Annotated in this window: 12 protein-coding genes and 12 tRNA genes; 22 read left to right on the forward strand and 2 right to left on the reverse strand. The window is 36.4% G+C overall.

Annotated features, from left to right (window positions below; translation table 11 throughout):
- The first annotated feature begins 97 nt into the window (after nucleotides 1-97).
- The 3 genes from cshA (at nucleotide 98) to JM172_RS21590 (ending at nucleotide 3,876) form a co-directional block, all read left to right on the forward strand.
- Entirely contained in the window at nucleotides 98-1,549 is a 1,452-nt protein-coding gene (gene cshA, locus JM172_RS21580) for a degradosome RNA helicase CshA (protein WP_214484445.1), read from the forward strand.
- A gap of 333 nt (nucleotides 1,550-1,882) precedes the next feature.
- Nucleotides 1,883-2,356: a PH domain-containing protein gene (locus JM172_RS21585; RefSeq protein ID WP_214484433.1), complete on the forward strand. Its 474-nt coding sequence runs from the start codon at nucleotides 1,883-1,885 to the stop codon at nucleotides 2,354-2,356.
- Nucleotides 2,356-3,876: a PH domain-containing protein gene (locus tag JM172_RS21590; RefSeq protein WP_214484434.1), complete on the forward strand. Its 1,521-nt coding sequence runs from the start codon at nucleotides 2,356-2,358 to the stop codon at nucleotides 3,874-3,876. Before JM172_RS21585 ends, JM172_RS21590 begins: the two co-directional genes overlap by 1 nt.
- Nucleotides 3,877-4,063: 187 nt before the next feature.
- Here the strand turns inward: JM172_RS21590 and JM172_RS21595 are convergent, their stop codons facing one another.
- Nucleotides 4,064-4,774, reverse strand: a complete 711-nt coding sequence (locus JM172_RS21595; RefSeq protein WP_214484435.1) for a rhomboid family intramembrane serine protease — start codon at nucleotides 4,772-4,774, stop codon at nucleotides 4,064-4,066.
- A gap of 80 nt (nucleotides 4,775-4,854) precedes the next feature.
- Here JM172_RS21595 and acpS point away from each other — a divergent pair, with 80 nt between their 5' ends.
- The 6 genes from acpS (at nucleotide 4,855) to JM172_RS21625 (ending at nucleotide 10,755) form a co-directional block, all read left to right on the forward strand.
- The gene (gene acpS / locus JM172_RS21600; RefSeq protein ID WP_214484436.1) at nucleotides 4,855-5,217 is read left to right on the forward strand and encodes a holo-ACP synthase; all 363 of its coding nucleotides are present in this window, start codon (nucleotides 4,855-4,857) and stop codon (nucleotides 5,215-5,217) included.
- A gap of 108 nt (nucleotides 5,218-5,325) precedes the next feature.
- A complete protein-coding gene (locus JM172_RS21605; protein WP_214484437.1) occupies nucleotides 5,326-6,339 on the forward strand; it encodes a LolA family protein in 1,014 nt (337 codons plus the stop codon).
- Between the two features lie 123 nt (nucleotides 6,340-6,462).
- On the forward strand, nucleotides 6,463-7,611 hold the full coding sequence (gene alr, locus JM172_RS21610; RefSeq protein ID WP_214484438.1) for an alanine racemase: 1,149 nt from the start codon (nucleotides 6,463-6,465) through the stop codon (nucleotides 7,609-7,611).
- Between the two features lie 177 nt (nucleotides 7,612-7,788).
- A complete protein-coding gene (locus JM172_RS21615) occupies nucleotides 7,789-8,070 on the forward strand; it encodes a CopG family ribbon-helix-helix protein (RefSeq protein ID WP_214484439.1) in 282 nt (93 codons plus the stop codon).
- Between the two features lie 4 nt (nucleotides 8,071-8,074).
- Nucleotides 8,075-8,425: a type II toxin-antitoxin system endoribonuclease NdoA gene (gene ndoA / locus JM172_RS21620; protein ID WP_214484440.1), complete on the forward strand. Its 351-nt coding sequence runs from the start codon at nucleotides 8,075-8,077 to the stop codon at nucleotides 8,423-8,425.
- A gap of 152 nt (nucleotides 8,426-8,577) precedes the next feature.
- On the forward strand, nucleotides 8,578-10,755 hold the full coding sequence (locus JM172_RS21625; RefSeq protein ID WP_352223994.1) for a Tex family protein: 2,178 nt from the start codon (nucleotides 8,578-8,580) through the stop codon (nucleotides 10,753-10,755).
- Between the two features lie 19 nt (nucleotides 10,756-10,774).
- On the opposite strand, the gene cmpA is transcribed toward JM172_RS21625, so the two are convergent.
- A complete protein-coding gene (gene cmpA, locus JM172_RS21630; protein WP_214484441.1) occupies nucleotides 10,775-10,888 on the reverse strand; it encodes a cortex morphogenetic protein CmpA in 114 nt (37 codons plus the stop codon).
- A 288-nt stretch (nucleotides 10,889-11,176) separates the two neighbouring features.
- On the opposite strand from cmpA, the gene JM172_RS21635 reads away from it, so the two are divergent.
- From JM172_RS21635 to JM172_RS21695, 13 genes are all read left to right on the forward strand, one after another.
- Nucleotides 11,177-11,635, forward strand: a complete 459-nt coding sequence (locus tag JM172_RS21635; RefSeq protein ID WP_214484442.1) for a SprT family protein — start codon at nucleotides 11,177-11,179, stop codon at nucleotides 11,633-11,635.
- Nucleotides 11,636-11,746: 111 nt separating this feature from the next.
- Nucleotides 11,747-11,821, forward strand: a tRNA-Asn gene (locus JM172_RS21640).
- A gap of 2 nt (nucleotides 11,822-11,823) precedes the next feature.
- Nucleotides 11,824-11,914: transfer RNA gene (locus JM172_RS21645), tRNA-Ser, on the forward strand.
- 17 nt (nucleotides 11,915-11,931) lie between these two features.
- Nucleotides 11,932-12,003 (forward strand) — tRNA-Glu (locus tag JM172_RS21650).
- A gap of 102 nt (nucleotides 12,004-12,105) precedes the next feature.
- Nucleotides 12,106-12,181, forward strand: a tRNA-Val gene (locus JM172_RS21655).
- A gap of 16 nt (nucleotides 12,182-12,197) precedes the next feature.
- Nucleotides 12,198-12,273: transfer RNA gene (locus tag JM172_RS21660), tRNA-Asp, on the forward strand.
- Between the two features lie 97 nt (nucleotides 12,274-12,370).
- A tRNA-Gln gene (locus JM172_RS21665) sits at nucleotides 12,371-12,445 on the forward strand.
- Between the two features lie 169 nt (nucleotides 12,446-12,614).
- Nucleotides 12,615-12,690, forward strand: a tRNA-Lys gene (locus JM172_RS21670).
- Between the two features lie 7 nt (nucleotides 12,691-12,697).
- Nucleotides 12,698-12,783 (forward strand) — tRNA-Leu (locus tag JM172_RS21675).
- A 17-nt stretch (nucleotides 12,784-12,800) separates the two neighbouring features.
- Nucleotides 12,801-12,886 (forward strand) — tRNA-Leu (locus tag JM172_RS21680).
- 61 nt (nucleotides 12,887-12,947) lie between these two features.
- Nucleotides 12,948-13,024: transfer RNA gene (locus JM172_RS21685), tRNA-Arg, on the forward strand.
- Between the two features lie 38 nt (nucleotides 13,025-13,062).
- Nucleotides 13,063-13,139 (forward strand) — tRNA-Pro (locus tag JM172_RS21690).
- Between the two features lie 18 nt (nucleotides 13,140-13,157).
- Nucleotides 13,158-13,231 (forward strand) — tRNA-Gly (locus JM172_RS21695).
- Nucleotides 13,232-13,433 lie beyond the last annotated feature (202 nt).

The following is a 13,433-nucleotide window of genomic DNA, read 5'->3' on the forward strand; positions in this document are numbered from 1 at the left end:
TACTTCATTATTAAATAAGCTCGAAGTAATGTTCGGATGCAAAGTAACTGTAGTTATTATGAAATAGATGTAAAAAGGAGTTAGAAATCAATTGATCATGTTTAATGAATTAGGTTTAAGTGAGCCTTTATTAAAGGCTATTAACAAGATGGGCTTTGAAGAATCAACACCTATTCAAGCTCAAACAATTCCGCTCGGTTTGCAGCATAAAGATGTTATTGGACAAGCGCAAACAGGTACTGGAAAAACAGCTGCGTTTGGTATTCCATTAATTGAGAAAATTAATATAGCTGAAGATAAGACACAAGGTATTGTTATTGCACCGACTCGGGAATTAGCAATTCAAGTGTCAGAGGAGCTATATAAAATTGGATCGTTTAAAGGTGTAAGAATTCTTCCGGTATATGGTGGACAAGATATTGGTCGTCAAATACGAGGGTTAAAAAAACGTCCTCATTTAATTGTAGGAACGCCTGGACGAATGATCGATCATATTAAACGTAAAACGTTACGTTTAGATAATATTCATACTGTTGTGCTTGACGAAGCAGATGAAATGTTAAATATGGGATTTATCGAAGACATTGAGTCGATTTTATCTCATATTCCAAATGAACGCCAAACATTACTTTTTTCAGCAACAATGCCTGGTCCAATTCAAAGAATTGCTGAACGGTTTATGAATAACCCTGAAGTAGTGAAAGTAAAAGCAAAAGAAGTGACTGTTCCTAATATTGAACAGTATTACATCGAGGTTCAGGAAAAGAAAAAATTTGACATTTTAACACGTTTACTAGATATTCAATCTCCTGAATTAGCAATTATCTTTGGTCGTACAAAACGACGGGTAGATGAGTTATCAGAAGCTCTTTCTCTACGTGGTTATTCAGCTGAAGGTATCCACGGAGATATGACGCAAGCAAAACGTATATCTGTGTTAAGAAAGTTTAAGGCAGGTTCTATAGATGTCCTAGTAGCAACAGATGTAGCTGCGCGTGGTCTAGATATTTCTGGAGTCACTCACGTATATAATTTTGATATTCCACAAGATCCAGAGAGCTATGTTCATCGCATAGGTCGTACAGGTCGAGCTGGTAAGACGGGTGCTGCTATTACATTTGTCACATCAAGAGAAATGAGTCATCTAAAGAATGTAGAACATACGACTAAGAGAAAAATGGAGCGTATGAAGCCACCTACACTCGATGAGGCTCTTGAAGGTCAACAGCATCTCGTTATTGATAAAATTGTAGAAACTGTTGAAAAAGGAAACGTATCCTTTTATAAACGAGCTGCAGAAGAGCTACTTGAGGATCATGATTCGGTATCAGTTGTTGCAGCAGCAATTAAATTAATGACGAAAGAACCTGATCAAACGCCAGTTAATTTAACATCAGAACCGCCTTTACACATGAAAAAACAACAAAGGTCACAAGGTGGTAATAGTCGAAATCGTCATAAAGGCCATCATTCAAAGTCACGTCAACATTCAAATAGGAATCATCGTGGTAACCCGAAAAGAAGACCAAGAAAACAAGAATCAAGATAAATTAAGAGGTGCAAAGCTGATAAGCTTTGCACCCTTTTTACGTGGAACGAGGCTTACGGATGTCTTGTTGTAGAACTATTCCCTTGAGGACAAGCTTTACCAGTCAATTCTCCAAATTTATCGGCTATTTTATACAATATACTGGTCAAACTTACAGGTTTAACAATCAATATGCTAATTTATAGATCGATTGACTGCTTTTGATTATAAAACCCTTTTTATACCAAGAGTAATTTTGTATATAATAATAAGTTATAGTGCGTGTTTAAATTATGCTATGAATTTGAACATCCTCTTATAGACACGAAAAGATACAGTAAGGAGGAGGAAATTGTGAGAGATGCACCTATAAATCGAATAAGCAAACGTGCATTGCCGGTTTGGCGTATCGGTGGAATAATCGAATTTTTAGTGTCGTTAATTGCTTTTATTGTATTACTTATACTTACGATTATTTATCGTTGGCCAATATGGATTATTGTAGTTGGTTTATTGCTCACTTTGATAATGGGTTATATATTTATTATGCTTATTCCTAAATTAAGGTGGAAGCGATGGAGATATGAGGTGAACGAACATGAAATAGATATTCAACACGGCATATTTATTATTAAACGAACATTGATACCGATGGTCCGTGTTCAGCATGTTGATACGAAACAAGGCCCTATACTAAGAAAGTATAGTCTTGCTACTGTTACAGTATCAACAGCAGCAACTGTTCATGAAATACCTGCTTTAGACCTTAATGAAGCAGATGAACTAAGAGATAGAATATCTATTTTAGCGAGGGTGGAGGATGATTAATGTTTGAAAAACGTCGTCTTCATCCAATATCAGCACTACTATCTATAATTAGCTTTATTAAAAGTCTCATTATCCCAATTATAGTTTTCTTTTTCATTGGCTCAGGTGATGACGGTATGATCTTATCATATGTGAAGTTTATATCGTTTGGAGTAGGCTTCATTGGTGTGCTAGTTGCAGGATTTCTCTACTGGTACAGCTATACATATAGAGTGGAAGATGGAGAATTACGAATTGAACACGGTGTATTTATTAAAAAGAAACGGTATATCCCTATAGAAAAAATCCAAACCTTTGATATTTCACAAGGGGTGCTGCATCGTTTATTCAAGTTGGTTAAGGTTAGAGTAGAAACTGCTGGTGGTGGTAAAGAGGCAGAAGCAGAGTTAACAGCTATAACCTCTATGGAATCAAGACAGCTTGAAAGAGCGTTGATGGAACAAACGGCCCAACAATTTGAGGCACCAATGGAGGAAGAGCATACTCCTTCATTAGATGAGGAAGGAAAGGAAAAAGTACTATTTAATTATAAAGTTTCTACAAAGGAACTTCTCATTGCTGGATCAACTACTGGTGGTATAGGTGTAGTACTATCAGCTATTATTGCTTTCTTTTCACAATTTGAAGAACTCATACCATATGAAATAATTGTCAATCGATTTGAACAGTATTTAAACCTTGGTCCATTACTCGTAATGATAACTGCTATGTTTGCGATATTTATTGCTTGGGTTATTGCATTCATTAACACGATGTTAAAATACGGGAATTTTACAATTGAAAAATATGAAAATGAACTAGTCATAATTAGGGGAATCATTGAGAAGCGGAAGGTTACTGTCCCATTAGGAAGAATACAAGCAATTAGAATTTCAGAAAATATTATTCGTCAACCTTTAGGTTTTGCTACTGTATTTGTTGAAATTGCTGGGGCATCAACTGATATGGAGTCAGGTATGTCAACAATGCTATTCCCTATTATAAAAAAGAAAAAATTGGCAAAATTAATAAATGAGATATTAGTTGATTATCACATTCCGATATCTAAAACTAAGATTCCAAAACGTTCATTAATAAGGTACATGTTAAGGTCAATTTATCCTGTAACTATAATTGTAGTGCCAATGGTAATATTTTTACGCCCTTGGGGTTATGCATCTATTTTATTATTTGTAGTTGCTATGGTATTTGGTTATGTGAAGTACAGAGGTGCACAATGGTCATTAGATGAAAAACAACTGTTCATGCAATTTCGTACTATTGGTAAAACGACAGTATTAATGCAAAGGAAGAAAATACAAGCTTGTACAATGCAGCAGTCATATTTTCAAAAAAGAAAAAGCTTATGTACTATAACATCCTCCATAAAATCAAGCGCAAGTGGTAAACATTTTAATATGATTGACATGGAGTTTTTTGAAGGGCGAGCTATTCATGAATGGTATTCAAATGGAGGAAGTAATCGCTCGGAAAATGTAAATAGTGAACATTTGCCTAATAGTATATTGAACAGGGGCTAAACGGTATGATATGTGATAGGGGCTATAGGTATAGTTCCCTTTTTATTATAAATAGCTAATATCATTCGATCAAAAAGATAATTAGACTTTATTGAAAAACGTATTCGAAAGTTTCGAATACGTTTTTTTTGAAGAATTATTAGTAAAAGAAGCGAATGTTCCACAGGAGTCATCGAACGAAACGACATTACCTAGCAAATAAACCTAGTATGACCAGAAAGATGATAATTAGCCAAATGAGATTGTTTTTAGTAAATATATTTGAGTAATTCACAGGACGTCCTTGTGCTGCGACATAAGTATAAGATGATGTATTCTTTGTAATAAGTAAAGGAGCTAATATGGCTCCACCAATTAGCCCGAATAAATGAGCGACAACATTAATATTTGGATTTATAAATGTCATGATTAAACCGATGACTAAAATGGTAATAATGACTTGTGAGTTGGCATGGTCAATGATATCTTTACGGAATTGAACAATATACAAATAAACTCCGAATAAGCCGAATATAGCACCGGATGAACCAACATGCGCATATTGTAATGGCTCAATGAAGTATGTTGCCATATTTGCAATAAAACCAGCACCAATATAAACAATGATGAATTTCCACTTGCCTAGCATTTTTTCTAGAGCAGGGCCAAACAATACGAGTGAAAATGAGTTCAACAGCATATGGCCAAAACCACTATGAATAATAATTGGTGTAAATAGACGCCAGTATTCTCCTTGTGATATAAGAAAGTTCAATCCAACCATTTGTTGGAAAATTATATTTGACATTGATGTAGGAATGGCTAAAATCAACCAAAATAAAATATGAATAGCAATGATAAATGAAATAATAGGATATAAAAACAAAAAGGTGCGAAAGTTTTCGGTTCTCATAAACATAAATTAATTTCTCCTTTACGTATATATCTTTCTATATAGTATTATTAAGTAATTATTATATGCATAGAGAGGGTTTTTATATGATTATCGGGATTGGGATTGATATCGTTGAAATAAAACGTGTAGCCAGTACTCTTGAAAGACAAGGCGAAAGGTTTATAAATAGAATTTTAACACAAAATGAACAAAAAATTTTTAATCAACTCCAAGGGTTGAGACAAATAGAATTTTTTTGTGGTAGATTTGCTGCAAAAGAAGCCTATTCAAAAGCTCTAGGCACGGGAATTGGAAAGGAAATTAGCTTTTTAGATATTGAAATTACATCAAATGAGCAAGGAAGGCCAATTATCGCAGTTTCCGATGAAAATCATATACATCTTTCGATATCTCACAGTCAAGAATATGCTGTAGCTCAAGTAATAATTGAAAGCTCGTCAAGCTAGTCTGCATATTGTGATACTTTGTCTCATATATTTTTATAGCGATAGGTGAGCGGATATGATCATCGCTCTAAGCTACTTAGAAAAGAGGCAAAGGGGCTGAGAAGGAAAATGAGGAAGATAGTATGGCTGTTTTTTGTACTTAGTGTTCTTCTTGCACTTGTAGGTTGTGGGAATAAATCACAAGAAGATGTTGTAAACGCACTAGACTCGAAGGTTGAAGACATGAAAGGTTATAAAACTGAAGCCAAGATGACCATTCAAACTGGAGATGAACCACAAGTTTATGATGTGGAGATTTGGCATCAAAAGCCGGATAATTACCGTGTCAATTTAAGAAATACTGAAAGAGATCAAAGTCAAATGATTCTGCGAAATAATGAAGGTGTATTTGTTCTAACCCCAGCGTTAAATAAAAGTTATCGATTCCAAAGTGACTGGCCAAACAACAGTAGTCAGCCGTACCTTTATGAATCAATCGTCAATGATATTATGCAAGACACAGAAGCGACATTTGAAGCAAAAGATCAATTGTACGTATTTGAGACAAAAACGAACTATCAAAACCATAAAATGCTACCTAGGCAAGAAATCACAATAAATAAAAAAGACTTGTCACCATCAGTTGTAAAAGTGATGGACCCTGATTATAAGCCTTTAATTACTATTGAATTTGGGAAGATGGAATTTAACCCTAGTTTTGATGAAGATGCATTTGATACGAAGAAGAATATGACTGCTGCGAGACTAGATGATTTATCAATTGTTAGTTCGACTGACTTATCCTTGCCGGTATACTATCCGAGTGATCAACTCGTCGGTGTGATACCACAAGAAGAAGTGACGGTTGAAACAGAAAATGGGAAACGAATCATTATGACATACGGTGGAGAGAAATCTTATACATTGATTCAGGAACAAGCATTTGATGTTCCAGCAATGAGTTCTGCAACGATTATGAATGGTGATATTGTCAGCTTAGGGGACTTTACAATTGGAGCTTTGACAAATAATAGTCTGACTTGGACGTATAATGGGGTGGATTTTATGCTCGCTTCTGAAGATTTAACTCAGGAAGAAATGATCATGATTGCGAGTTCTGTTAAGAATCAATCAATTAAATAGGAAAACCCCAAACAGGCTCTACAATACATGCTAGGCCTGTTTTCTTTTACTTGACAAAGGAAGATATACAGCTAATAATCATTTATACTAATGGTAATATAAGCAGAAAGGGTTTTGTTGATTTTGTCAACTTTTCACAGAGATACATGGGTAGAGATAAATTTGGATCATATCCATGATAATGTTCAAGCTATGAGAAATCATATAGCGGATGATGTCCAAATTATAGCAGTCGTAAAAGCAAATGCATACGGCCATGGTTATACTCAAGTTGCACGTACAGCGCTTGAAGCTGGAGCTACCATGTTAGCTGTTGCTTTTATGGATGAAGCGATATTTTTAAGAAAGCAGGGTATTCAAGCCCCGATCTTAGTAATGGGCGCTACAAGACCTGAGGATCTATCAGATGCAGTAAAATTTAATGTTATTATTACTATATTTCAAGCAGAATGGTTACATGAAGCTCTTAAGTTCTATCACGAAGATCAAGCAATACATTTGCATGTGAAGTTAGATACCGGTATGGGAAGGTTAGGGGTTAGAACCGAAGCTGAAATAAAAGCAATCGAAGCCGTGGTAAACAATGATAAACGACTAGTTTTACACGGTGCATATACTCACTATGCAACTGCTGATGAAATTAACACAACATTTCTTGAACAGCAATATCGTATGTTTCAGGAGATGTTAGATTGGTTTGCTGAAAAACCTTCAATGATTCATTGTGCAAACAGCGCTGCAGCACTAAGGTTCCCACATCAACTATTTAATGCAATAAGATTCGGTATATCTATGTACGGGCTAACTCCATCTGTAGATATAAAGCCACAATTACCTTTTCCATTAAAGGAAGCTTTTTCTTTGCATAGTCGTTTATCTCATATAAAGCTAGTCTCGCCTGGTAATAGCATTAGTTATGGTGCCACCTATACGACAAAACAAGAGGAATGGATCGGAACTGTACCAATTGGTTATGCCGATGGCTGGTTACGAAAACTACGTAACAATGAGGTATTAGTTAACGGAGAAAGAATTCCAATTGTTGGTACAATCTGCATGGACCAAATGATGGTAAAGCTAAATAATGAGGTGCCAGTAGGTACTCAAGTAACATTAATTGGTCAACAGCTTAATAACTTTATACAAGTAGATGAGATAGCTGAGCAATTAGATACAATAAATTATGAAATTACTTGCATGATTAATTACCGTGTTCCACGGCTCTATATTAGGAATAACAGTGTTATTGAAGTGGTAAATCACTTGAAGTAGGATGATGTTTTATAAAAAATGCTATTGTAATATAAACTTTATGAATAAAAATACCTTTGCCTAGACGATAATAGATAAGAATTTACTTAGTTACGCTTTGCATCTAAGGTGTTTAGTGGTATGATAAATGTTAGAATGGAATGATAATGTGTAGTGTACTGGTGGAGGTGTATGTTTGTGTCTGAATCTAGCGCAACGACAGAAATATTAATCAGGTTACCGAAAAACTTAGTAAATGAGTTAGATGTTCTAGTAAAACAAGAAGAAGGTAATCGAAGTGAGGTTATTTATCAAGCTACAAAAATGTACCTTCGAGAACGCAAGCAGCGTCAAATACGTGAGTCGATGAGACGTGGTTATATGGAAATGGCAAAAATAAATTTAAGCATTGCATCAGAAGCCTTTTTAGCTGAATACGAAGCTGAACATACAGTAGAACGCTTAGTTAGCGGGGGGTAATCGTTTGATTGTTAAACGAGGCGACGTGTATTTTGCTGATTTATCCCCAGTTGTTGGCTCTGAGCAAGGGGGCGTTCGCCCTGTACTTGTCATTCAGAACGATATAGGCAATCGTTTTAGTCCAACTGTCATAGTAGCTGCTATTACCGCTCAAATACAAAAAGCTAAACTGCCTACACATGTTGAAATAGATGCAAAGCGGTATGATTTTGAACGTGACTCTGTAATTTTGTTAGAGCAAGTTCGGACAATCGATAAGCAAAGATTGACTGATAAGATTACACATCTAGATGAAGAGATGATGGATAAAGTGGACGAAGCTTTACAAATCAGTTTAGGACTAATTGATTTTTAGATTTTCATATATGGAAAAAAGCCACACTTTAGTGGCTTTTTTATTTTCTTATCTAGGTATTTATCATATGGATGAGTTCTACTTTATTTTAGATAATAATTTTAGAATATTTTTATAATTTTATAATCATTGTAGGGGGTATTGCATTGACTGTGGAATATACGATAGAAAAGCACTCAATATTAGTGGATTCTATAGCTAGTGAACTAAAGATTTCAACTAAACAAATTAATAATGTTATTTCATTGCTGAATGAAGGTAATACGGTGCCATTTATTGCACGATATCGCAAAGAGCTTACTAATGCTTTGGATGAGGTTCAAATTCGAGCTATTCAAGAAAAATGGACATATTTACAAAATCTCGAGTCGCGTAAAGAGGAAGTTATGCGCTTAATAAGCGAACAGGGGAAACTTAGTGAAGAACTGAAAAGAAAAATAGAAACGACGACAAAGTTGCAGCAAGTAGAAGATTTGTATCGTCCATACAAGCAGAAAAGACGCACAAAAGCAACGATTGCTAAAGAAAAAGGTTTAGAGCCTTTCGCGCAGTGGATAATGGATTTTCCGAAAAATGTGAATGTTGAAGACTATGCGCAACAATTCTTATCGAAAGAGAAAGAGCTAGTATCTGTTGAAGAAGTATTACAAGGTGCAAAAGATATAATTGCAGAATGGGTATCAGAGGACGCAACTATTAGGCAATGGATTCGTAAAGAAACATTACAGAAAGGTAGAGTTGAATCGTCTGTAAAAGATGAAGCTGCTGATGAAAAAAATGTATTTGAAATGTATTATGAGTTTGGAGAATTAATTAGTAAAATTGTTCCCCATCGTGTACTCGCTATGAACAGGGGTGAGAAGGAAGAAGTTCTGCGTATTTCAATTAAGCCACCGATAGAACAAATATTAAGTTATATGCTAGGTTCGGTCATAAAACAATCAGACTCTTCAGTTAACGTATATGTAACTGAAGCGATTGAGGATAGTTACAAAAGGTTAATTCAACCTTCTATTGAAAGGGAAATCCGCAAAGAGCTTACTGATAAAGCAGAAGACCAAGCGATACATATTTTTTCAGAGAATTTAAGGAATCTGCTACTACAACCTCCGTTAAAAGGCAAGATTGTGTTAGGTGTTGACCCTGCATATCGAACAGGATGTAAATTAACTGTTGTAGATGAGACAGGGAAAGTGTTGCATATTGATGTCATCTATCCTCATCCCCCAGTTAAAAAAATAACTGAAGCAAAGGATAAAGTCATTTCTATTTTAACAAAGTTTGATGTAGAGATGATTGCAATTGGGAACGGTACTGCGTCAAGAGAAACCGAGCAATTTATCGCCGAGACCATAAAGGAAATTAATTCAGACATATACTATTTAATTGTCAATGAGGCCGGGGCTAGTGTTTATTCCGCTTCAGATTTAGCAAGAGAAGAATTTCCAAAATTACAAGTAGAAGAGAGAAGTGCAATTTCAATAGCAAGGCGTTTGCAGGATCCTTTAGCTGAACTCGTAAAAATAGACCCTAAATCAGTAGGTGTAGGCCAATACCAGCATGATGTAACTCAGAAAAAGCTGAACGATTCTTTAACTTTTATTGTAGAAACAGTTGTAAACCAAGTAGGTGTTAATGTGAACACTGCTTCCCCCTCGCTTCTTCAATATGTAGCAGGTTTATCAAAAACTGTTGCAAAGAATATTGTGAAGCAAAGAGAGGGGAGTGGGAAATTTACTAATCGATCTGAGCTGAAGAACATCCCGCGTCTTGGTTCGAAAACGTATGAACAATGTATTGGTTTTCTTCGTATTAATGATGGTAATTCACCTTTGGATCGGACGAGCATTCACCCCGAAAGTTATAAAGTAACAAGGTTGTTACTTGAAAGGCTTGGATTATCAATTGACCAATTAGGGTCAGGTGAATTAATTCAAGCAATGGGTAATGTATCAATAGATGAGATGTCAGTAGAATTAAGTGTGGGTAAATTAACGTTGAAGGATATTGTTGAAGCCCTTAAACGTCCAGAAAGAGATCCTAGAGATGATTTGCCAACGCCATTATTAAAGAAAGACGTATTGCAACTAGAAGATTTAGAAAAAGGTATGGAATTGCAAGGGACCATACGTAATGTAGTAGACTTTGGCGCATTTGTTGATATTGGAGTTAAGCAAGATGGCCTAGTTCATATTTCAAAGCTAAGTAATCGGTTTGTTAAGCATCCGCTGGATGTTGTGGCTGTTGGTGATGTTGTAACAGTTTGGGTTGATGATGTTGATGAGAAAAAAGGAAGAGTTTCCTTAACGATGTTAGGTGCAAATCAATAAATGTATAAAACACTGCTATTTAATTAGTAGTGTTTTTTCTGTAAAAAAACCAGCATTGGTTAAGAAGCCTAATTTGATAGGAGTTTTTTTCATAATAAGCCTTTTGTATTTGGTTTTTAAACCAAGTTGGCATAACTATACCCCCTTTTATTTGATGTTTTCTTCTTATATTAAATGGCAGTTTTCGTATTGATTGTTACTTTTCGTTACGTCGGCTTGAGTAACAAATGTTTATGATATGATTTTTGTAGTCTTTAGACGAACGAAAATTATATTCGTGTTTAGTCCATAAAGCAACAAGTAAATAGTTGGGATTGTAACTGAAACGAATTTGTATGTGTAGTATTTACTTTATGCAATAATAGCTCGTTAGGTTTCATATTCTAAGAAATTGGATTGGTGAGAATAAGGAGGACTTGTAATGGATGATCGTCAACTTCAGGAATTAGTAGAAGAAGTATCCCAGTTATCATTTGGTAAACCATTTAGACATAAGGCCGCATTTAATAATAGGCTACGAACTACTGGCGGGAGGTATTTGCTAAAATCCCATAACATTGAATTGAATGTAAAGTATTATCAAGAACATGGGATAAGTGATTTGATCGATGTAATTAAACATGAACTATGCCATTATCATCTTCATATTGAAGGTAAGGGGTATAAGCATAGAGATAGAGATTTCAAACAGCTTCTTACATTAGTTAACGCTCCGAGGTACTGTAAACCTATTCAGGCTACTACAAAGAATAAGAAATATGAATATAAATATGAATGCATAAAGTGTAAAAAACAATATATGCGAAAAAAAAGAATGGATACGAATAAATATGTTTGTGGTCAATGTAGAGGGAGAATCAGATTGCTTGACTTAAAATAGAAATCGTGATAAATTATAAAAGCGTCGCTGATGCAAGACGATAGATAATAACCTATCATAGTCTTGACAACGATTGTATAGCTGAATATAATATGAAGAGTTGACATTTATTCCACAGTAGCTCAGTGGTAGAGCTATCGGCTGTTAACCGATCGGTCGCAGGTTCGAATCCTGCCTGTGGAGCCAAAGGAGAAGTACTCAAGTGGCTGAAGAGGCGCCCCTGCTAAGGGTGTAGGTCGCGTAAGCGGCGCGAGGGTTCAAATCCCTCCTTCTCCGCCAGTGACCAGATGTGTTTAGGCCCGTTGGTCAAGTGGTTAAGACACCGCCCTTTCACGGCGGTAACACGGGTTCGAATCCCGTACGGGTCATATATTATTTATGGGATGTGAGTACGTTTAATATGCTAAACGCGTATTAAATACTCGCCTCCCATTTCTTAACTCACGGTGAGTGAAGTTCCACCATCAGATGGAGGATTAGCTCAGCTGGGAGAGCACTTGCCTTACAAGCAAGGGGTCGGCGGTTCGATCCCGTCATCCTCCACCATTTTTATAAATTATTAGGTCCCGTGGTGTAGCGGTTAACATGCCTGCCTGTCACGCAGGAGATCGCGGGTTCGATTCCCGTCGGGACCGCCAGCTATATACTGTTTTACGTATGTAATATTAAGAATTAAGCATACTACTTATGGAGAACTTGGTTACAAAGTTCCATAAAAATTCACCTAATTATTATTGGGCTATAGCCAAGCGGTAAGGCAACGGACTTTGACTCCGTCATGCGCTGGTTCGAATCCAGCTAGCCCAGCCATTTTTATTTCTTATATTATGAGCCATTAGCTCAGTTGGTAGAGCACGATCGAGTAATTATCGGAGCAATACCACAGCGCACAAATCGATATACATCATGAGTAAACATGTAGAGGTTTGGGTGTCTTGTTTCAATTAAAAAATCTTTTAGTTTTACTTTTTATGTTTTTGAGCCATTAGCTCAGTTGGTAGAGCATCTGACTTTTAATCAGAGGGTCGGAGGTTCGAGTCCTCCATGGCTCACCATTTATACGCGGGTGTGGCGGAATTGGCAGACGCGCTAGACTTAGGATCTAGTGTCCTTGTGACGTGGGGGTTCAAGTCCCTTCACCCGCACCAATCATTATTTTTTTTATGCGGTCGTGGCGGAATGGCAGACGCGCTAGGTTGAGGGCCTAGTGGGGGAGACCCCGTGGAGGTTCGAGTCCTCTCGACCGCACCAAAAAAAACACTTGCAATCATATTTGAATGATGTTATTATATAAAAGTTGCTGATTTAATTAGCGCCCGTAGCTCAATTGGATAGAGCGTCTGACTACGGATCAGAAGGTTATGGGTTCGACTCCTTTCGGGCGCGCCAGTTAATTTCAATCGAAATTTGACTCCAATCCCATGATACGGGAAGTAGCTCAGCTTGGTAGAGCACATGGTTTGGGACCATGGGGTCGCAGGTTCAAATCCTGTCTTCCCGACCATTTTAAAATAATATATACGCGGGTGTAGTTTAGTGGTAAAACCTCAGCCTTCCAAGCTGATGTCGTGAGTTCGATTCTCATCACCCGCTCCAAAAAAAACAAAAAAAGATATTGACATCAATAAGAACGAGATGTTATATTAATTAAGTCGCCTCTGAGCGATAACAACAAAAAATGTTCTTTGAAAACTAAACAAAGCAAAAGCGTCAACGTTAATTTTTTGAACAAATGAGCAATCAAACTTTATTGGAGAGTTTGATCCTGGCTCAGGACGAACGCTGGCGGCGTGCCTAA

The organism is Bacillus sp. SM2101, assembly GCF_018588585.1.
In the GTDB taxonomy this organism is placed as follows: Bacteria; Bacillota; Bacilli; order Bacillales; family SM2101; genus Nanhaiella; species Nanhaiella sioensis.